Origin of the sequence: Corynebacterium uterequi, assembly GCF_001021065.1 — a bacterium.
GTDB classification, from domain to species: domain Bacteria; phylum Actinomycetota; class Actinomycetes; order Mycobacteriales; family Mycobacteriaceae; genus Corynebacterium; species Corynebacterium uterequi.
Window position 1 is genome coordinate 749003 of the sequence record NZ_CP011546.1, and the last position, 19650, is coordinate 768652.

The window sequence follows — 19650 nt, forward strand, 5'->3', positions numbered from 1 at the left end:
ATGGCTAAGAAATCCGACGCTCCAGCCCATCGACCCGCCAAGTTGGATAAGCACGCCTACGAGAAGGAACTGAAGAAGCTCCAGGCCCAGCTAGTAGATCTTCAGCAGTGGGTAGTCAACAACGGTGAGCGGGTAGTCATCGTCATGGAGGGCCGCGACGCGGCCGGCAAGGGGTCCGCAATCAGCCGGATCACGCAGTACCTCAACCCGCGATCCTGCCGCGTGGAGGCCCTACCCAAGCCGAACGAGCAGGAAAAGGGCCAGTGGTATTTCCAGCGCTACATCGAGCGCCTGCCGTCCGCCGGGGAGATCGTCATCTTTGACCGCTCCTGGTACAACCGGGCCGGCGTGGAACGCGTCATGGGCTTTTGTACCACCAAGGAGTACCGCCGCTTCCTCGCCCAGGCCCCCATCTTCGAAAGGCTCCTCGTCGAAGACGGCATTCACCTGCGTAAGTACTGGTTCTCCGTGTCCCCGGAGGAGCAATTGCGCCGCTTCCACTCCCGAGTCGATGACCCGCTGCGCCGGTGGAAGCTCTCACCCATGGACGTCGAGTCCATCAACCGGTGGGATGACTACTCCAAGGCCAAGGACGAGATGTTCGTTCACACCGACACGGTGCTGGCCCCTTGGTACACCGTGGAAAGCGAGGACAAAAAGCGCTCCCGCATCAACGTCATCAAGCACATCCTCGACTCGATTCCCTACGAGTCCTCCGAGCCGCTCATTCCCGAGCTGCCCGAACGGACCCAGCAGGGCAGCATCGAGCGGCCGCCGCGCCAGGAATTCCGCTACGTGCCCGATTACGCCGCCACCCTAGAAAAGCGCAAGCACCAGGGCAAGGGCAAGAAGCGCTAGCCCAGCAGCGCGTTGAGCTCGGTGATGACGCCGTGCTCAACGTTCGACGGCGCGATGACGTCGGCGATCGCTTTGATCTCCGGGTGCGCGTTGGCCATCGCGTAGGCGACGCCGGCCGCGCGGAGCAACTCCATGTCGTTGAGGTAGTCGCCGAAGGCGATGGTGTCCTCGGCCGCCACGCCCAGCGTCTGCGCCAGCGACAGCAGTGCGACGCCCTTGTTGGCGTCGGCGGACATGACGTCCACCCAGTGCTTCCCGGAGACCGCCACCGAACACTCGGGCACCGTCTCGCGCAGCACGGGCGCGAGATAGTCCTCCGAGACATGCGGGGTGATGAACGCGAGCTTGATGACCTCGCCGTTAACCACCGAATGCAGATCCTCCACGACCCTCATCGACCGGTGGTAGGTCTGGACCTGCTCACGGATGTAGTCGTCTTCAATGTACAAAACGTAGGCGGCTTCGGGGCGGCACACGACGAGCCAACACTCCAGGCCGGCGGCGACGTCGATGACCCGGTGCGCGGACTCATCCGGCATGGGCGTGGTGGAGATGATCTTCCCGTTGTGGCTCACCGCAGTACCGTTTTCGGCGATAAAGGAGGACACGGCACGAGACCCGGCGGGGCGGTCGTCGAACATCGCCTGCAGGGTCGCCAACTGGCGACCTGACGCGGGGGCGATGGTGACGGACTGCTGAGCGGCGCGCTCAAGCAGCGGCCAGAACTCCGCCGGGATCTTCCCCTCGCCGTCCAGCAACGTGCCATCCATGTCCACGGCCACCAACCGCGGCGGCAGCTCCACCCCGCGGAAGGCGGCGTACCCGGCGCGGGCCGCACCGATAGTCACGCCTTGGGGCACGGGAGTGCGCAGGACCGCGGCGAGTGCCTCAGCGGTGGGGGAGGGCAGGCGCAGCTGCGGGTCGTCGAGCAAGACGACGGCGCGCCGGTCGCCCAGGTCCACCCACACGTGCTGCCACAACCCGGTGATGGGCTTAGCCATGTCGATCAGCCCGAGCTCCTCGGCCAACCGCTCGGGTACTTCCTCGGCTGCGAGCACTGCAATGGCCTGGTCATGGCCGAAGCGCCGCACTGCCTGGCCCGCCCGGCTGGATGCCTCCCAACGGAATACACCGTCGGCAACGGTGGCGAGGATGTCGCAGTGCGGTTCGATCGTGGCGCCGTTCGACGCCGTGAGCCGACCCACCGGATTTCCCGGGACCATGGTGAGCACCGCGTCCGGGAAACGACCGTCGAGTAAAAGCTGATGCTCGACGGCCGGGTAGTGGGCGTCGGCCCGCACCCTGCTTAAGGAAACGCCGACCCCGGCCACGTCCACGATCACTCCATCGCGAAGCACCAGGCGGGTCCCGTCGGAGAGCACCCACTCATCTCCCTCCACGGTGAGCGTCAACCCTCGCACGGTGGCGAAAGAGCGCAGCGCCCGCTCGGCGTCGCGCCCCACTGTTAGGGGAAGCCCGAAGCGCAGCGCGTCGACGACGCTGCCGCGCGCCGGCGGTTCGGTGAGGACCACGACGCTGGTTACGCCGTCGTCGTGCGGGGCCAACAGGGCCGTCGCGCCGTTAAACAAGGTGCGGGCGGCCCGGAGGTGATCCGGCGTAGCCGGACCCGGGGCGGCCAGGTCCTCGCCGCCGGCGTCAACAATGCGCCCGGTCAACCACGTCCATTCGCCATCGGCGATCCGCGCCACCCGGGTGCCGGCGGCCGTACGATTATCCGGCCCGAGGCGCACCTCGACGTCCGCGTCGGGCGTCAAGTCAGCCGTCGGCGGGGCGTTGAACTCCACCGAGGTGATGAGAGGACGGGCGGCATCGACGCCGGCCTGCTCGATGACGCCGTCGGTGGCAAGCTCGGCCACGGTATGCGGAACGGGAAGAACCATGGCCTTAACAATAGCGGTGCCGGCTACCCGCGCTGCGTCGCCTCGCGCCGGCGCGGTGTGACATAGGCGGCAATGACGGTGGTAACCGGAATAGATAGCGCCAACCCCACCGCGCCCACCCCGGAACGCAGCAGCTCGGTCGCCATGATGTCACTAGTGAGGATGCTTCGCAGCGTTCGGCCGGAGATCGACAGCACGAGCAGCAGCGGAAGCGCGGCGGAGGTATAGGACAGCACGAGCGTGTACACCATGGACGCCACGTGGTCCTGGCCCACCTTCATGGCGCGGGCGAAGAGGGTCCACCGGCTCGCCGTCGGGTCCAGCTCCGCCAGCTCGTTGACGGTGGAAGCTTGGGCTACGGTGACGTCGTTGAGGCCGCCGAGGGCGCCGATGACAAACCCGCAGAGCATCAGCCCGGTGATGGTGAGCTCTGGCAGGTAGATCTGGATGAGCAGATTGTCCTCAGAACCCAGGCCGCGCAGGTGGGAGCTGTCGATGGCGTAGCGGCCGGCCAGGGCAGCCAGCCCCATGGCGAGCAAGGTGCCGGACAGCGCGGAGGTCGACTTCCACGAGAACCCATGGACCAGGTAAATGACGAAAAACAACACGGCCGATCCGACCACCAGCGACAGCCGCAGCGGGTCACCACCGCGCAGCAACGCCGGCACCAGGTACCCAAACACGGCGAGCAGCGTCACGGTGAGGCCGACGAGCGAACGCAGACCCCGCATACCGCCGACGGCGACGATCGCCGCCGTGACAATGATGCCCCACACGATAAGCACGGTGTCTCGCTGATAATCCGCAAAGGAATAGGTCACCTGGCCGTTGGCGTCGGCCGCCTCGTAGAGGGAGATCTCCTGGCCCTCGGCGAGGTCCGGCTCCCCCAAACCGCCGGTGGTAACGATGAGCGTGTTCTTTCCGGCGTGCGCGCCCTCGGTCAACTCGACGATCGCCACCGTGCAGTCGGTCGCGCCGGGCGGGTCCGCGGGGACCTGATCGACAATCGTGCCAGCGGCGGGATGCGAGCACGGCCCGGGGCGGGTGGCGGTGACGGTGCCGTCGACCTGCACCCGGGTGTGCGCAGCTACCTGCTCAAACTGGGCGGATACCGCTGGTTGGCGGGAGAAGTCCGGCCACATCATCACAATGGCGACCGCTGTCGCCGCTGCCACCACGGCCAGAAAACCAACCACCAGGCGCCGAGCCCACTGGCTGGGGTCGGGTTGTTCGGTTGGTGGCGAAGTAGTCGCGTGATGCCGTCCCATAGGCAGTAACTGTAGCGCGATGACGGGGCAGGGCAGCGGCTACGATAAGAGCAATGCTGTCCGCCGTCGTCCTCGCCTTCACCGATTCCGTCAACGCGCTGCTCATTGCGGTCATCCTCGCGCTCGGAATCATCCTGCCACGCGGGCACTACCGGTTGGTCACCCCACTGCTCATCGCCGGGGACTGGCTGGGCGTGTATCTGCTGGCCTTGTTGGTCATGGTGGCGTTCGACGGCGCCCAAGGCTTCGTCCACCAGCTCACGTCCGGGCCCTGGCTAGGGATCGTGCTCATCGTCATCGGCGCCCTCGCGGCCATCGGGGCGTGGCGGGCTCGGCCCGGCGGTGACCAACGCCTCGTCGAGCTCATGCTTGCTTACGTCTCCCGCCCAGGCTGGGTGACGGCCGCCGCCGGGTTCGTCCTCGGGGTAGTGCAGTCCGCCACCTCCGCTCCCTTCTACGGCGGGATCGCTATCCTGTCGGCCGGCGACTTCTCCGCACTGACCCGCTACGGCGGCATGGTGTGGTACGCCACGGCCGCGCTGTCCCTGCCGGCGGCGGTCGCGGCGGCGGTCGGGTGGGTGCGCGCGCATCCTGAGTCGCCGGCTGGCCGGCTCATGCTCTACGCCCGGGGGCACGCCACCACGGTGAGCAAACTCGGGGGTTACGCGGTCGCGGTGGTACTAATCAGCATAGGCATTATTCATCTTTGATTATTTCCCAGGAGGTGGGGCGCATGTTAGGTGCTGCGTACCGGCCCGAGGCCACGGACTTCGCGGTGCTGTCTCCCGACGCGTCCAAGGTTGACGTACTGGTCTATCCCGGTCCGACGACCGCGACGCTCACCCAGGACGGTTCGGGGGTGTGGCGCGGCAGCGTCGCCGGCGACCACCATGGCCGGGAGTACCTCTACCGGTTGGAGTTTCCCGGGGGACGCACCCACACCTCCACCGATCCTTGCTCTACCGCCGTCACCGTCAATGGCGCCCGCAGCGTCATCGCGCCTGCGCTGCCCGACGCGCCCCGCCGGGCGGAGCGGGCCGGAAGCCGCGCCGCGAACCAAGACGTCATCTATGAGCTGCACGTCCGTGATCTCACCATCGCGCCGGGCAACGGCATCCGTCACGCCGGGAAATTCCTGGGCCTGTGCGAGCCCGGGACGCGGACCGAATCCGGAGCCCTAAGCGGTATCGACTACATCGCCAGCCTCGGGGTCACCCACGTCCAGCTGCTCCCCGTCTACGATTTCGCCACCGTTGACGAGGCAGGGGACCTCAGCTTCGGCGCGCAGTACAACTGGGGCTACGACCCGGTCCACGTCAACGCCGTCGAGGGCTCATACACCACGGACCCGTCGGCGGCGCTGGAACGCATCCACGAGCTGCGTGCCCTCGTCGACGCCTTCCACGCCCGGGGGATAGGTGTGGTCATGGACGTCGTCTTCAACCACGTCTACGACCTGGCGACCTCCCCGCTGGAGCTCACCGCGCCGGGCTACTATTTCCGCCGCCACGCCGACGGCACGTACACCGACGCCACCTATTGCGGCAACGAGACCGCCTCGGAGCGCTCCGGGATGCGCCAACTCATCGTTGACTCGGTGGTGTACTGGGCGCGGACCGTCGGCTTCGACGGCTTCCGCTTTGACCTCATGGGCATCCACGATGTGGACACGATGCGGGCTGTGCGCCGCGCGCTCGATGAGGTCGACAAGCGCATCATCGTCATCGGCGAGGCGTGGCGCATGGGCAATCACCCCACTGGGGTGATTCCCGCCGATCAGGATCACAGTCACCTCATGCCCCGCGTCGGCACCTTTGACGATTCCTTCCGGGACGCCGTCCGCGGCTCGACGTTCCACCTCGGGGCACCGGGACTGGTGTCCGGGGCGGCCGACGCCGGCCTAACCCAGCGGCTGTGGCAAAGCCTGAGCAACACCCATTCCGTGCTCTATAGCGAATGCCATGACAACCACACCCTCTTCGACGCGCTGTGCGCCGGGCTTCCGCAGGCCCCGCGGGCGGAGATCGTGCGTCGCCACATGCTCGCCACCACGCTGAGTTACCTCGGCGACGGCACGGTGTTCCTCCACGCCGGGCAGGAGGCCTGCCGCACCAAGCAGGGAATCGGTAATTCCTTCCGGAGCCCCGACAGCATCAACGCCTTCGACTACGACCGCGCTGTCGACCCGGACTTCGCCCCGGTCGTCGAGCTCGTTCGCGGGCTCAATCGCCTGCGTGCGGAGGGAATCTTGCGCTTCGGCCGGCGCACCCTCGACGTCCTCGACGGCACGCACCTCGCCTACCATGACGCGGTGACCTCGGTGTTCATCAACTTCGATACGAAGCCGTGGACGGTGGCGATGCCGCAGCGGGCTCGCTTGCTCGTCCACGACCACCAGGTCGACGCCGGGGAGGCGGCCCCGGGTCAGTTCACGGTGCCGGGCCTGTCCGTGTCGATAGCCCGCTGGTAGAAGTCCACCACGGTCTGGGTGGCGGCCCGCCACCCGTGGCGCTCCGCCTCCTGACGAGCCAGGGCGCCCATCTGGCGGCGGCGTTCGGTGTTCTCCAGCAACACGCACAGGCGGTCTGCCCAGGCGTCGTAGTCGTGCGGGTCCACCAGGTAGCCGGTGGCTGCGTCGTCGATGACGAAGGGGATGCCCCCCGCCCGGGCGCCGACCACCGGCACTCCGGAGGCAAAGGACTCCAATGCCACCAGGCCGAGGGTCTCCGTGGTGGAGGGGAAGGCGAAGACGTCCACCGAGGCGAACGCCGCGGCCAGCGCCGCACCTGACTTGTAGCCGGTGAAGGTAGCCCACGAAGGGTCGAACTGCTGCCGCAGATCCTCCAGCCCGGGCCCGGAGCCCACCATGGCGAGACGGGCGTTGGGGATGCGCTCACGCACCCGCTCCATGATGGGCAGCAGGGCGTGGAGGTTCTTCTCCGCAGACATGCGCCCGACGTAGCTGACGAGCGGGTCCTCGGGGTGGCCGTTGGAGAGCTCGGCGCGCATTTCGGCGCTGGCGTTCGACGGGTGGTAGCCGTCGGTGTCCACCGCTTTCGGCCACAGCTCGACGTTGCGGATCCCCACCGCCTTGGCCTTGTCCACCATCGGCCCGGAGGTGCACAGGTTCACCGAGGCCATGTTGTGCAGCCGCCGGATCCACCACGCCACCGGCCGGGAGGACCAGCCGATGCCGAGGGATTCGGTGTATTCCGGCACGTTGGTGTGGAAACTGGCGATGAGCGGGATGTTCCGCTTCACGGCGAGGTGGGCGCCGTACCCCGCCAACCACACTGGGTTAACGGAATGGACGGCGTCCGGCTGGAAGCGGTGCAGGGCCCGGGCCACCCTCCGGGTGGGCACGCCGACGGTGATTTCCGGGTAGATGGGGCGAAGCCGAAGCCCGTTGACACCAATGACCTCGAAACCGGCGTATTCCTTCGGGGTCTTGCCAGGGGCGAAGATCATGACCTCGTGGCCCATCTCCGCGAGCTGGTCGAGGGTCCGGGTCACCCGGGTCACCACCCCGTCGATCTTCGGGAGGAAGACCTCCGTGAACAGCGCGATCCGCATTGTCGTCCCAGGCTTAGCGGGCGTCCGCGGGATCGCCGGCGGCGTTGTCCTTGGTCCACAGGGAGCGGGCCGGGATCTTGTCCAGGTCGGCGCGGTCGGCGTACTTCTTGGCCACCTCTTCGACCTCGTGAAGCAGGCCCTCGGCGAGCGTCGTGGGCTTGAGACCGAGGTCGAGGAAGGTCTCGTTGACGACGTGCAATTCGTTCTCCGCGGACTCCTTGCGCGGGTTCGGAACGAGGGCGACCTCGGCGCCGGAGATCTCGCCGATGAGGTGGGCGAGATCGCGGACGCGGTGGGTCTCAGTCATCTGGTTGAAGATCTTCACGCGCTCGCCGCGGGCGGGTGGGTTCTCCAGCGCGATCTCCACGCAGCGGACCATGTCGCGGATGTGGATGAAGGCGCGGGTCTGGCCGCCGGTGCCGTGCACGGTCAGCGGGTAGCCGACTGCGGACTGCATGAGGAAGCGGTTGAGGACGGTGCCGTAGTCACCGTCGTAGTCGAAGCGGTTGATGAGGCGCTCGTCGCGGGCGGTCTGCTCCGTGGTCGTTCCCCAAATGATGCCTTGGTGCAGGTCAGTGACGCGCAGCTCGTCGTTCTTCGCGTAGTAGGCGAAGAGGTGCTGGTCGAGCACCTTCGTCATGTGGTAGACGGAGCCCGGGTTGGACGGGTAGAGGATCTCCAGCTCGACGGGGTGCGGGTCGACCTTGTTGCCGTCGGCGTCCTCATCCGTCATGACCTGGATATTGAGATAGCCCTCGGGGATCTTCATGCCGGCGGTGCCGTAGCCGTAGACGCCCATGGTGCCCAGGTGGACGACGTGGACGTCCACGCCCGCCTCGACGATGGCGGCCAGCAGGTTATGGGTGGCGTTGACATTGTTGTCCACCGTGTAGCGCTTCGTGGTGGAGTTCTTCATGGAGTAGGGCGCAGCACGCTGCTCGGCGAAGTGCACGACGGCGTCGGGACGCTCGGTGGCGATGAAGTCCAGCAGCGCCGGGTAGTCCTGAGCAACGTCGATGTTGTGGTAGGCGATCTCCTTGCCGGTGACTTCCTGCCACGCGGCGATGCGATCGTCGATGCTGGCGATGGGGGTGAGGGATTCGGCTCCCAGTTCCTCATCGATGGCCCGACGGGAAAGGTTATCGATGATGGTGACTTCGTGTCCCTGGTCGGACAGGTACAGTGACGCCGGCCATCCGCAGAAACCGTCGCCACCTAGAATCGCAACCTTCACGTTCTTCTCCACATCTCGGTCTTGCGACCTAGTCGGTTGATACTTCTTCTGAAAGACTCGATTGGCAATTTTGCCTAGGTGCCAATGTTAGCGAAGTCCTAGGCTGTTTACAGTCCGAGTTCAGGCAGACTCAACGACGAACGCGAGTGTTCCCAGGTCATATTCACCCGGTGCGGGGGTGAGGGTGGAGATCTGCGTGCGCTGGGCCTCGCTGATCGGAATGATCCACCCCTCCGTGGGGTCGACCACCGGAGTTAGGGTAGAAGAACCCATTAATATAGTAACGCGCTGGCGGGGGCCGCGCAACTGTAGGGTCCGCCCGGCGGCGGCCGCGGCGGTGATGGCTCGCCACGCATCGACGTCGACGCTGACGATCACTAACTCCTCCGCGGTGCGACAAAAGGCCTGCGCATCGTGGTAAACGAGGGCCGACGACGGCAGGTCGGGCAACGCCTGAGACGAACCTGAGCGGCGTCGAAAGCGGTCTAAGAGTCCCATGAGAAAAACCTTAGCCGACGGCTCCGGGCCGGAAAGTTGAGCCGAAAGGCTCACAAAGTTGATACTAACGGGTCAAATTCCGGCCCGAAACTTGCCGACAGTGGATTTCACCACTCACAGTGGAGACGTCACCAAGGATTTTCGCCGCGTATCAGAAGGGAAAAGCCCACCATGCGTCGTACCACCTCCGCCCTCGCTTGCTTGGTTTCCGCCACCATCGCCACGACCGGCCTCGTGCTCGTCCCCACCGCCTCCGCTGCCGTTCCGGTGGTCCCGGGCGAGGTCGGCCAGACCTGCTCCGTCGAAGGCCAGGCAGGCCAGTCTCTGCGTATCACCGGCTCTCACTTCGAGGTTGAGGGCACCGCCACCGTCGCCAACTACAACGATGAGAACCTTCCGCTGACCCAAACCATCAAGGAAGGTGCCACCAAGAATTGGAACGTCGGCGGCTCCGTCAACTTTGACCTGCTCAAGCTCTTCCACGTCACCCTCAGCGCCGGCTACCAGTCCTCCCAGACCTGGGAGGTCGGCCAGACCCTCGGCCCGTACCCCGTCAAGCCCGGCCAGACCGGCGTCCTGGAGTACGGCTTCCTCAACCAGACCTTCGAGGGCACCAACCTGCGCTGCACTGGCGGCGTGTGGACGGACACCGGTTCCACCTTCCACGGCACCATCCCGCGCGAGCGCCACATCCGGGTCTCCATGCGCGACAACGCGGAGTTCTAACCTATGCGCCGCGTATACCAGATGGCGGCCGCCGCGCTCATCACCGCCGGACTGGGCCTAGGCACGGCCATGCCGGCCGGCGCCGTGATGGAGGCGGTCAACCAGCAGATGACCCCCGACCAAGACGTCCACCGCAGCACGTTCCTCGACGAGGCATGCAACCCAGCCACCGACGCCAAGCGCCACCCCTGGGAGCAGTGGGTCACGGACGAGTGGGACCGCTACAACGGCACCACCTCCTTTACCAACACCTCCGACCGTGACATCAAGTTCTCCCTTGAGGTCACCGAGGGAGTCAACGAGTCGGTCAAGGCGATGAGCTCGGGAAACACCTGGGATGTGTTCCTCAAGGGCGTGAAGTCCAGCTACGGCATCGTTGAGGTGTCGCAGTGGGCGGTGGGCGACAAGCTCGGGCCCGTCATCGTCAAGCCCGGCGAGACCGTCCGTGCCGACTATGGCGTCCACATGAAGTCCTTCATCGGCCGGGTTCGCACGTGCGACGCCCGCACCGGCAAGTGGAAGTCCGAACCCTACTTCGGCCACTACCACGGCGAGGGCCCCAGCACCCGCTTCGTCGTGTGGCACCGCACCAGCGCCGAAGGCGCCCACAGCTCCAATGTCCAATACGTCCAAGGTCAACGCGAAACCCCGCAGGACTCCGCTGCGGCCACGTTGAACCCCTAAGAGACCACCCCAGGTTAGGAAGTGACACTGATCATGACGACCTTCGCTCGTCGCATGGCCGCTGCCGGCATCGCGGTAGCCACACTTACCCTCGGCGGTGCCATGGTGCCCCAGGCGTCGGCGGACACCGCCAGCGTCGGCGCCACGCCGGACGGTTGGACGCCTGCCCCGAAGCTGCGCCAGGTTCAGCAAGGCCCGCAGCCGGGCACCACGTGCTCTAGGCCCGGCGAGCGCCGCGAGTACGTCGAGCTCGTGGGATCCTACTACGCCGTCGAGGGCGCGCAGTCCACGTCTAACACCTCCGACGTGGTCATCCCGCTGCAGCAAACCCTGAAGGAAAGCCGCTCCCGGAAGTGGACCTGGTCGGCCGCCGTGACCGTCAGCCTCACCAAGGAAATCAAGGAGAAGTACTCCTGGGATTACAGCCGTGAGATGGTGTGGTCCATGGGCCAGCGCGTCGGCCCCTATGATCTCAACCCCGGCGAAAAGGGAACCCTGACCTGGGGCTTCATCATGGACCAGTACACCAGCCAGCCGGTGCGGTGCGCCAATGGTTCATGGCAGGCCTTCGGCCGAGTCAACAGCGGCAGCGCCCCGCGCGAACGCCACGTCGAGGTCACCATCGAGGACATGGCCTAGCGCATACTCGGAAGGCACCGATGCCGCCAACTCATCGTCCGCGATGGGAGGGCGGCATTAGGCTTAACGGGGTACCCACGCGCTGAGGCCCTCATTCGGCCCGCTCGTCATCCATTACCCCACACAAAAGGTTGTGTGCCTCATGGCCATCCGTCTCCTTGCCGTCGGCGTTCGGCGCCGCTCTGCCCTCGTCCTCGCCGCCGCCGTCGCCGCAAGCGCAGCACTTGCTCCCAGCAGCGTCCTAGCAGACACTCCAGAACCGGAGGAGAACACATCCTCGCAGCTCGACGAGTCCACGCGAGGATCCTCCGGCTTCCAGACCTCCAGCGAGGCAGAAAAGACCGCCTCGCTCATCGGACCGGACACGGGCCTATCCGCCTTCGTGTGGACCCCGGAAGGCGAAGACGCGCTCTTTCGCCGCATCGGACAGAGCGAACTGTCCTCCGGTGCGATCCTCGATGCCCTGGTAGGGGCAGAGGAATCCGGCCTGAGCTCCCTGCTCGAAGCGGAACGCCAACCCGTACCCAACCTCCTGCCGACGCGAGACGACATCACCGCCGTGGAATTGGTTTCGCGCACCCCGGAAGCCGGGGGAGTGGAGCGGTGGGTGGTGGCCTCGCCGTCGATGAAACGCAATGTCGAGGTGCAGGTACGCCCCGCCACGGGCGGCCCGGCGCCGGTGCTGACCCTGCTCGACGGCATCAACTCCCAGAGCAACTCCGGCTGGGTGAACCATGGCGCCGTTACCACCGTGTTCGGCGACCAACCCGTCCACCTACTCATGCCCTCCCACGGCGGGGCGTCGATGTACCTGGACTGGGATCACCCGGACCCTAACCAGGGCCAACCCAAATGGGACACCTTCATCACGACCGAGCTGCTGCCGCTGGTGGACGCCACCTTGGCGACGAACGGCAAGCACGCCATCGGCGGGCTGTCCATGGGGGCATCCGGAGCGCTCATGATCGCCAACGCCCACCCCGGTGCCTTCGACGCGGCCTTCGGACTGTCCGGTTGCTACTCCACGACCGATTCCTTAGGCGCGATGACGGCCGCCGCCATCGTCGGCGACGGCGGCGGGGAGCTGGCCAACCTGTGGGGCGATCCTGCCGGCGCCACCGCGGCGCGTTACGACGTCACCGCGGATCCCTCCGGCCTGGCTGACACGCGGGTGTACCTCGCCACGGGAAATGGCGCCTGGCACGACCGGGATCAGCAAGGGTACGCCGGGACCACCGTCGGTACCGTGAGCGCCGGCAGCTTGCTCGAGCGCGGGGCGATGTCCTGCACCCAGGCGCTCGACGCCCGCCTGGGCGAGATCGGGCACCCGGACTACCGGGTGCAGTACTACGACCACGGCCTGCACAACTGGGATCACTTCAACGAGGAAGCCGCCCGCGCCTGGGAGGAGATCAAGGGCGCCCTGATCTAGAGACCCCACCCGCGTAGCGTGGGACGCGTGACGCCTACGACCCAGCAATTGCACGCCAGCGCCCTGCGCTCCATGCTCCGGGTGGTCCACGAAACCACCGAACCCACCGACCCATCCGTGGCGCTAGCGGCGGTGGCCGAGCAATTCCGGCGCGGCGACGTCCTCGTGCTCACCGGGGCCGGCGTGTCCACCGAGTCCGGCATCCCCGATTACCGAGGCCCGGCCGGCTCGCTCACCCGTGGTCGGCCGATGACCTACCAAGAATTTCTTGTCGACCACGCGGCTCTTCGGCGCTACTGGGCGCGGTCCTATGTTGGCTGGACTCGCATGGCAGCGGCCCGGCCAAACCGAGCCCACTACGGGCTCGTCGAAGTGGAACGCGCCGGACTGCTCGCAGGACTGATCACCCAGAACGTCGATGGCCTCCATCACGCTGCGGGCCAGAAGCGCGTCGTCGCCCTGCACGGAGATCTCGCCACCGTCGTGTGCCTGGACTGCGAAGCAAAGGAGCCGCGCTCTCACTTGGGCTTACGCATCGCTGAGGCGAACCCGGGTTATCTCCAAGCCGCCATCGAGCGCGCCGGGCAGGTCAACCCGGACGGTGACATCGACTTGCCCGAGGACGTCGTCGCCGACTACCGGATGGTGGGGTGCCGACGCTGCGGTTCGGTGCGGCTCAAACCCGACGTGGTGTACTTCGGCGAACCGGTGCCGCGGCAGAGAAAGGACGCGATGTCCGCGATGCTCGGCGCCGCCAAGGCGGTGGTGGTGCTGGGCTCGTCGCTGGCGGTGATGAGCGGGTTTCGGCTGGTCATCGCCGCACAGCGAACAGGTATCCCGGTATCGGTCATCAACGGTGGCCCGGGACGCGCCGACGAGCGCGTCGACGTGTTGTGGCGGACGAACGTGGGCGACGCGGTGGATGCTCTACTCGATGAACTTGAGCTCTAGGCAGGCAATCACGCGAGCTTTTTCACGGCTACCCCCAAATCGGGCAGGTATGAGCAAAGACGTGCCCCAAAACCACCCGATCGCATAACCGCAAAGTCGTATAGTTTGCGCATGATCGTACGTCATATGACCCGGCGTGCCGCGACGATGTCGCTGGTCAGCGCCCTGATGGTGATGTCCTCCGGCGCTGCCTTTGTCCCCGTCCACGCTGAGGAATCCGCCGCGGCCGCCACCAGCCAACCGGCCGTCGACCAGCCTGCCGCGACACCGGTGAGCGAAACCCCTATAGCGGCGCCACCCACCGAGGAGCCTGCGGCGACCTCGGCCCCCACCGAGCCCGCCGCCACTCCGGAGGCCACTTCTCCCGCGGAAGAGAATCCCGAAGCGAACGAGCCGGCGGCCGACGCCGAGAAGGACGTCTCCGCCTCCATCAGTGGTTCCGTCGTGGAGACGAAGCCCGGAGCATGGGAACTGGGTGAGACGATCGGATTCACCGTGAGCGTGAAGAACACCACCGACACGCCTCGTGCCATCAAGGTCGTGGAGTCCAACCTGAGCAACTACAACGGCTGCCGATGGGGCAGCGTCGCCCCGGGAGAGACCAAGACCTGCACCGCGTCGCACACAGTGGACGCCACGGACGTTGCGGCCGGGTCGTTTACTCCCAGCGTCACCGTTGACGTCTACGCCAAGCCCTACTACCAGGGACAATCTCAGCGATTGGCGCCGCTGACCGGGCCGGCGGTGAACGTCGTCGTGCCTACCGTCGAGATCACCAAGCTCGCCGTAGCCGATGCTGAAGGTACGACGTACAAACCTGGCCACACGCTGCACCTCGACGCAACGCTGCACAACCCCAGCGGTGGCGAGGTCTCAATCACCGTCGCCGAAGAGTCGGATATTACCGGCACCTGCGCCGCCCCGACCCTGGGAGCGGGGCAAGACACCACGTGCGCGCTGTCCTACGCCGTGACGGCAGAAGACATCGAGCTCGGCGAGGCGGAGCTCACGCTTACCGTGACTGGCGGCGACTACTCGGACACGAAGACTGTCATAGTCCCCGTGCTGGGGAACTGGGCGCCGGCAACCGCATTCGCGCCGCACAACGCAAATCCTGCCAGCCCGGCCCGCCTCACGCCGCTGCAGGTACTCGACGCCCCCACCGGCGAGTACAACATCCGCATCCCGGCGTTGACGACCGCCTCCAACGGAGACGTCCTCGCATCCTACGACCTGCGCCCGAAGAAGGGCGGCAGCAACAACGGCGGCGACGCCCCCAACACGAACTGGATTGTTCAGCGCCGATCCACGGATAACGGCACGACGTGGGGGCCGCGCACGGTCATCGCCCGCGGCGGCTTCGGCGAGGACGGTAAGACCCCCACCGGCTACTCCGACCCCTCCTACGTGGTCGACCACGAAACCGGAACCATCTTCAACTTCCACGTCTATTCCCAGCAGACAGGCGTGGTGGTGAACAACCCGTACTACGAGTACGGCGCCGATGGCCGCATCAACGAAAAGAACCCGAAGACCATGAACTTCAACGTCGCGGTCTCCAAAGACAACGGGCGCAGCTGGACCAAGCGCGTCATCACCGCCGACGTCCTGGGAGAGAAGGGCCGCGAGGTCCAGTCCTGTTTCGCCACCTCCGGCGCCGGCACCCAGAAGATGGCGCAGCCGCACAAGGGGCGCCTCCTGCAGCAGGCTGCCTGCTTTAAGAAGGGCGGTAAGCAGGTGGTTGCGTTGACGATTTACTCCGATGACCACGGTGCGACCTGGCACTCTGGCGAATTCACGTCGCTTACTGCCGATGCTCCGCAGGGTGGCTCTTGGCAGTTCGACGAAAACAAGGTGGTCGAGCTGTCCGACGGCACGCTGCTGCTCAACTCCCGTACCCCGTCAGGTGCGGCGAAGGGCCACCGCATCGTAGCCACCTCCACCGACGGCGGGCAGACCTGGCAGGACTACCGGGTGGACACCGGGGTCATCGACCCGGCCAATAACGCCCAGGTCATCCGGGCGTTCCCCACCGCCCGCCCGGGCACTCTGCGCTCCAAGGTGCTGCTGTTCTCAAACACGAAGAACGTTAAGGACCGCACCAATGGCACCATCTCACTGTCCTACGACGACGGCACAACCTGGCCCGTAGCCAAGGAATTCCGCGCCCAGGGCACCGGGTACACCACCATGACCATCCAGGCCGACGGATCCATCGGAATCCTCTACGAGCCGGACATTTGGAGCAAGGTCGGGTACCAGAACTTCACCCTGTCCTGGCTGGAGCCGAAGCTGGCCACCGAGCCGGCATTCACGTCCGTCGAGGGCTCTATCACCGACGGAGTGGAGGTCTCCTTGAAGCTGGCGATGACCGGAGACGACCCGGCGTTGAAGAACACCGTCACCGTAACCGGGCTGCCGAAGGGACTGAGTTTCAACGCCGAGACCATGACGATTACCGGCCGCACTGCCCTAGGCAACACCGAGCCCAAGGTATTCCCCCTCACCGTGGCGTTCAGTGAGGAAGACGACGGCACCGGCATTCCGCGGGCGGCTAAGGCTGACTACACCCTCACCGTCAACAAGAACGTCGGCGACAGCGTCACGCCCAAGCCCGAAGAACAAAAGCCTGGCGATGGGCAAGCTGCGCCCAGCCCCAAGCCGAACCAGGATTCGGACCAGGGCTCGCAGGGGCAGCAGAAGCCAGACAACACCAATCCGGAGCCGGCTGGGTCCTCGACGGATGCTGCGGGCATCGCCGGGGTGATCGCCAAAGTACTGGGCTTCTTCGGCGACGTGCTGAAGTCCATCTTGTCGATTTTCGGATAGGAGCCGGGTGTGGGGCTGTCGGCGGTCGTTTCGAGATTGCCGGCAGCCTGCAAGCTGAGGTTGAGGGCTGTGGCGAGGTGGCAGCCAGTCGGCTGAGAACCACAAGAGCCGGTTATCGGCTCTTCACAGTTCTCGATGGCACTGAGTGGTTGGCGTACCAGCGCATATTTTGACTGTCATTGGTTCTGTGACTGCTCGCTCGGCGACTTGGCAGGGTAGCCCCGCTCCCAGATGGGGCCCTCCTCGGAGAAGCCGAAAACAAAAACGACGACGCAGAAGAGAATAACCCACACAAACGGAGTTATTAAAGAGAAGCATCCCAATGCGTAATTACGTCGAAAAAACGCCACAACGAGCCCGTAGATGGGAAACACCACTAGGGAAGCAAACCATATCACGGTCAGCGGTTTCGGCGTGACGTCGTTTATCCACAGGGTGCATACCCATAGAAGGAGAAGTAACAGCCACGCAATCTCGGTGTGGTACCGAGGCAGCCTCCGTTTCTTAGCAACCATGGAATCGCGCCACCGCATTTCTCGCGAGGAAGATGTAAGCTTTATCCAACCTGCTATAACCAGACTTATCGAGCATTGTGAGCGCTTGTACGAAAGCTCGGTCGCAGGCGCACACCGGTTCGTCTCGGCTCAGGCAATGGTCGTGGTTTCGGCACGCTAGGTCGGCCAAGTTTTGGGTAGGCCCAAGGCCGTCGCCAATGGATTGGCATGTTCCGCACCAATTCCACCTAGCATCGAGCCTATAAAGACAATGCCTTGACCGCTGGGAGCGGTCTTGAGATAAGCAGGCTATGTCATCACGGTGTTCGACTATGAGTCGATTATATTCGTCGCCAGTGGCGACGAATTCCGCCGATCGGCCATCGATTTCAGCACGCGACTCTGAGAACACCAACGTCTCTGCATCAACGTACCGGTCGAAAAACTCGTCCAACTCCTCGGCGACCGCCCGATCCTCTGCAGAAGTTGACGCTACCGGTGCTTCACCGGTTGTCGCGGACGCGATCCCGGTACCTCCGAACAAGAGACACACGATAAGAATGCCAATCCCCAGCAGTCGTGACACCACAGCCCCCTAGCAACAGCGACGGTACTGAGGATGAGTGTATGCCAGGAGCCGACCGGCCGCCAGCCTTTTGCGCTGATGGTTGGCCCCGTCTATGTCAAGGCGACGTAGGGCGTCCATGGGCGCATGATCGCGGCGTTCCGGGTGTCAGCCGGGGCTGGCGTCGAGACTGGTGTCGAGACGAGGGTGCGAGAACATAGCTGAACTGAGCTCCTGGATCGGTTCGGCGGTGTCCACGCATTCGCCGAGGCCGCTTGTCTTGGCCGGGCGCTGACCAAGCATAGGGATGGCATTCAGGATGCGGTGCGCAGATAACTAATCCGCCACCAGTGGCTCCATGGTGAGATCCGGGTGTTCCTTCTCAATGAAGGCGAGTTTCCATTTGTCGCCGAACAAGGCGATGAGTTCGCCGTCGGTGCGGGTGAAAATTTCCACGCCGCGTTGCTTGCCGAGGGTGGACGCGGAGGCCGCGTCGGTGCGGCGGGCCACCGTGTAGGGGATGGGCTCGGTGATGGTTTCGACGTTGTACTCGACCTCCATCCGGGCCTGCATGACCTCAAACTGCATGGGGCCGACGGCGGCCATGACGGGGGAGGCGTCGCCGCGGGCATCATTGCGCAGGATCTGCACCACGCCCTCGGCATCTAGCTGGTCCAGCGCCTTACGGAATTGCTTGTACTTGCCTAGAGACTTGGCACGCAGAATACGGAAGTGTTCGGGGGCGAATTGCGGCATGGGCGGGAATTGCACCTTGCGCCCGGCGTAGATGGTGTCGCCGGGGGCTAGTGATCCGGCGTTAACGAGGCCGACAATGTCGCCGGGGAAGGCTGTTTCCACCGTTTCGCGGTTGCGGCCGAACACGGTCAACGCGTATTTGGTTGAAAAACTACGCCCGGATTGGGCGTGGGTGACCTGCATTCCACGGTCGAACTCGCCGGAGACAACGCGCATGAACGCCAGCGTGTCCCGGTGGTTCTTGTCCATGCCGGCCTGCACCTTGAAGACGATTCCGGAGAAGGCGGAGTCGAGCTCACGTCGGGAATCCATAGCGGAGGTGGAGGCTTCAACGGCGGCAGGGTCGGCATCCCGCGGGGCAGGGGCGGGGGCGATGGCGCACAGGGTGTCGAGGATCTGGTGAACGCCGAAGTTGAGCATGGCAGAGGCGAAGATGAGCGGGGAGGTCTCGCAGGCTTCGAAGAGCTCCTGGTCGTGCAGGGCGCCGTCAGCGGCTAGTAGCTCCGCCTCTTCGACGGCCGTGTCCCACGCTTCCTCTTCCTTAGCGGCGGCGTCGGCCGGGCTGTAGTGCTCCTCGCCGGCGATGGTGGCGCCGCCGGCGGTGCGCTGGAAGTGGATGTAGTGGTCAACGTCGCCGTCGGCGCTGACGTGCGCCAGGCCGCGGAAGTCTCCGGCGACGCCGACCGGCCAATAAAGAGGGGTGGGCTGCAGGCCGATCTCGGTAACGATCTCGTCGACGAGCTCCAGCGGCTCACGCCCCGCTCGGTCCCACTTGTTCACCACGGTGACGATGGGCAGACCGCGGGCCTTGCACACGCGGAAGAGCTTGAGCGTCTGGGGCTCTAGACCCTTGGCGGCGTCGATAAGCATGACCGCGGCGTCGACGGCCGAGAGCACCCGGTAGGTATCCTCCGAGAAGTCGGAGTGGCCCGGAGTGTCCACCAGGTTAATCATGTACGGGGCGCCGTCGTGGCCCTCGGGCTGATACTCGAATTGCAGCGCGGAAGACGCGATGGAAATGCCGCGGTCCTTTTCCATCTCCATCCAGTCGGAAACGGTGGACTTGCGAGAGCCTTTACCGTGGACCGCGCCGGCCTCGTTAATGACGTGGGCATGGAGAGCGAGGGCTTCGGTGAGGGTGGATTTACCGGCGTCGGGGTGTGCGATGACGGCAAAAGTGCGGCGGCGAGCTGCTTCGGCGACGGTACTCATGACCGTCGATCGTAGCCTGCTCGCCGCCTA

15 protein-coding genes and 1 pseudogene are annotated in these 19650 nt (G+C 65.4%); 9 read left to right on the plus strand and 7 right to left on the minus strand.

What is annotated here, in order from left to right; all coding sequences use genetic code 11:
• Complete coding sequence (ppk2, locus tag CUTER_RS03520; protein ID WP_047259259.1) at positions 1–858, plus strand: polyphosphate kinase 2; 858 nt, start codon at positions 1–3, stop codon at positions 856–858.
• Here the strand turns inward: ppk2 and CUTER_RS03525 are convergent.
• The 3 genes and pseudogenes from CUTER_RS03525 to CUTER_RS03530 form a co-directional block, all read right to left on the minus strand.
• Entirely contained in the window at positions 855–1655 is an 801-nt protein-coding gene (locus CUTER_RS03525; protein WP_047260569.1) for an HAD family hydrolase, read from the minus strand. The genes ppk2 and CUTER_RS03525 overlap by 4 nt on opposite strands.
• A gap of 132 nt (positions 1656–1787) precedes the next feature.
• A pseudogene (locus tag CUTER_RS12025) lies at positions 1788–2759 on the minus strand (DUF6882 domain-containing protein); the annotation flags it as partial.
• A 23-nt stretch (positions 2760–2782) separates the two neighbouring features.
• Entirely contained in the window at positions 2783–4027 is a 1245-nt protein-coding gene (locus CUTER_RS03530) for a YibE/F family protein (RefSeq protein ID WP_082121250.1), read from the minus strand.
• A gap of 53 nt (positions 4028–4080) precedes the next feature.
• Between CUTER_RS03530 and CUTER_RS03535 the strand changes: the two genes are divergently transcribed.
• Positions 4081–4737, plus strand: a complete 657-nt coding sequence (locus CUTER_RS03535) for a hypothetical protein (protein ID WP_047259260.1) — start codon at positions 4081–4083, stop codon at positions 4735–4737.
• 23 nt (positions 4738–4760) lie between these two features.
• On the plus strand, positions 4761–6497 hold the full coding sequence (gene pulA, locus CUTER_RS03540) for a type I pullulanase (protein WP_052844012.1): 1737 nt from the start codon (positions 4761–4763) through the stop codon (positions 6495–6497).
• On the opposite strand, the gene CUTER_RS03545 is transcribed toward pulA, so the two are convergent.
• The 3 genes from CUTER_RS03545 to CUTER_RS03555 form a co-directional block, all read right to left on the minus strand.
• Positions 6452–7600, minus strand: coding sequence for a glycosyltransferase family 4 protein (locus CUTER_RS03545; RefSeq protein ID WP_047259261.1), 1149 nt, complete (start codon positions 7598–7600; stop codon positions 6452–6454). The two genes, pulA and CUTER_RS03545, sit on opposite strands and share 46 nt — an antisense overlap.
• Before the next feature lie 13 nt (positions 7601–7613).
• Complete coding sequence (locus CUTER_RS03550) at positions 7614–8834, minus strand: NAD-dependent epimerase/dehydratase family protein (protein WP_047260572.1); 1221 nt, start codon at positions 8832–8834, stop codon at positions 7614–7616.
• Between the two features lie 120 nt (positions 8835–8954).
• Positions 8955–9332, minus strand: coding sequence for a hypothetical protein (locus CUTER_RS03555; RefSeq protein ID WP_047259262.1), 378 nt, complete (start codon positions 9330–9332; stop codon positions 8955–8957).
• A 171-nt stretch (positions 9333–9503) separates the two neighbouring features.
• Here CUTER_RS03555 and CUTER_RS03560 point away from each other — a divergent pair, with 171 nt between their 5' ends.
• The 6 genes from CUTER_RS03560 (at position 9504) to CUTER_RS11025 (ending at position 16593) form a co-directional block, all read left to right on the plus strand.
• A complete protein-coding gene (locus CUTER_RS03560; RefSeq protein WP_052844013.1) occupies positions 9504–10058 on the plus strand; it encodes a hypothetical protein in 555 nt (184 codons plus the stop codon).
• A 3-nt stretch (positions 10059–10061) separates the two neighbouring features.
• Positions 10062–10742, plus strand: coding sequence for a hypothetical protein (locus CUTER_RS03565; protein ID WP_236684757.1), 681 nt, complete (start codon positions 10062–10064; stop codon positions 10740–10742).
• Between the two features lie 33 nt (positions 10743–10775).
• Entirely contained in the window at positions 10776–11381 is a 606-nt protein-coding gene (locus CUTER_RS03570; RefSeq protein WP_052844014.1) for a hypothetical protein, read from the plus strand.
• Between the two features lie 142 nt (positions 11382–11523).
• The gene (locus CUTER_RS03575) at positions 11524–12813 is read left to right on the plus strand and encodes an alpha/beta hydrolase (RefSeq protein WP_052844015.1); all 1290 of its coding nucleotides are present in this window, start codon (positions 11524–11526) and stop codon (positions 12811–12813) included.
• A gap of 27 nt (positions 12814–12840) precedes the next feature.
• Positions 12841–13764, plus strand: coding sequence for a Sir2 family NAD-dependent protein deacetylase (locus CUTER_RS03580; protein ID WP_407919171.1), 924 nt, complete (start codon positions 12841–12843; stop codon positions 13762–13764).
• A 111-nt stretch (positions 13765–13875) separates the two neighbouring features.
• Positions 13876–16593, plus strand: a complete 2718-nt coding sequence (locus CUTER_RS11025; RefSeq protein ID WP_144412249.1) for a sialidase family protein — start codon at positions 13876–13878, stop codon at positions 16591–16593.
• Positions 16594–17988: 1395 nt separating this feature from the next.
• Here CUTER_RS11025 and CUTER_RS03595 read toward each other — a convergent pair.
• Complete coding sequence (locus CUTER_RS03595; protein WP_047259264.1) at positions 17989–19620, minus strand: peptide chain release factor 3; 1632 nt, start codon at positions 19618–19620, stop codon at positions 17989–17991.
• Positions 19621–19650: the final 30 nt, after the last annotated feature.

What these genes read in the sequence shown, in the direction of transcription:
- CUTER_RS03530 (WP_082121250.1), bottom strand. Translation starts at nt 4,027, where the DNA reads ATGGGACGGCATCACGCGACTACTTCGCCACCAACCGAACAACCCGAC.
- ppk2 (WP_047259259.1), top strand. Translation starts at nt 1, where the DNA reads ATGGCTAAGAAATCCGACGCTCCAGCCCATCGACCCGCCAAGTTGGAT.
- CUTER_RS03560 (WP_052844013.1), top strand. Translation starts at nt 9,504, where the DNA reads ATGCGTCGTACCACCTCCGCCCTCGCTTGCTTGGTTTCCGCCACCATC.
- CUTER_RS03595 (WP_047259264.1), bottom strand. Translation starts at nt 19,620, where the DNA reads ATGAGTACCGTCGCCGAAGCAGCTCGCCGCCGCACTTTTGCCGTCATC.
- CUTER_RS03555 (WP_047259262.1), bottom strand. Translation starts at nt 9,332, where the DNA reads ATGGGACTCTTAGACCGCTTTCGACGCCGCTCAGGTTCGTCTCAGGCG.
- CUTER_RS03570 (WP_052844014.1), top strand. Translation starts at nt 10,776, where the DNA reads ATGACGACCTTCGCTCGTCGCATGGCCGCTGCCGGCATCGCGGTAGCC.
- CUTER_RS03565 (WP_236684757.1), top strand. Translation starts at nt 10,062, where the DNA reads ATGCGCCGCGTATACCAGATGGCGGCCGCCGCGCTCATCACCGCCGGA.
- CUTER_RS03575 (WP_052844015.1), top strand. Translation starts at nt 11,524, where the DNA reads ATGGCCATCCGTCTCCTTGCCGTCGGCGTTCGGCGCCGCTCTGCCCTC.
- CUTER_RS11025 (WP_144412249.1), top strand. Translation starts at nt 13,876, where the DNA reads ATGATCGTACGTCATATGACCCGGCGTGCCGCGACGATGTCGCTGGTC.
- CUTER_RS03535 (WP_047259260.1), top strand. Translation starts at nt 4,081, where the DNA reads ATGCTGTCCGCCGTCGTCCTCGCCTTCACCGATTCCGTCAACGCGCTG.
- pulA (WP_052844012.1), top strand. Translation starts at nt 4,761, where the DNA reads ATGTTAGGTGCTGCGTACCGGCCCGAGGCCACGGACTTCGCGGTGCTG.
- CUTER_RS03545 (WP_047259261.1), bottom strand. Translation starts at nt 7,600, where the DNA reads ATGCGGATCGCGCTGTTCACGGAGGTCTTCCTCCCGAAGATCGACGGG.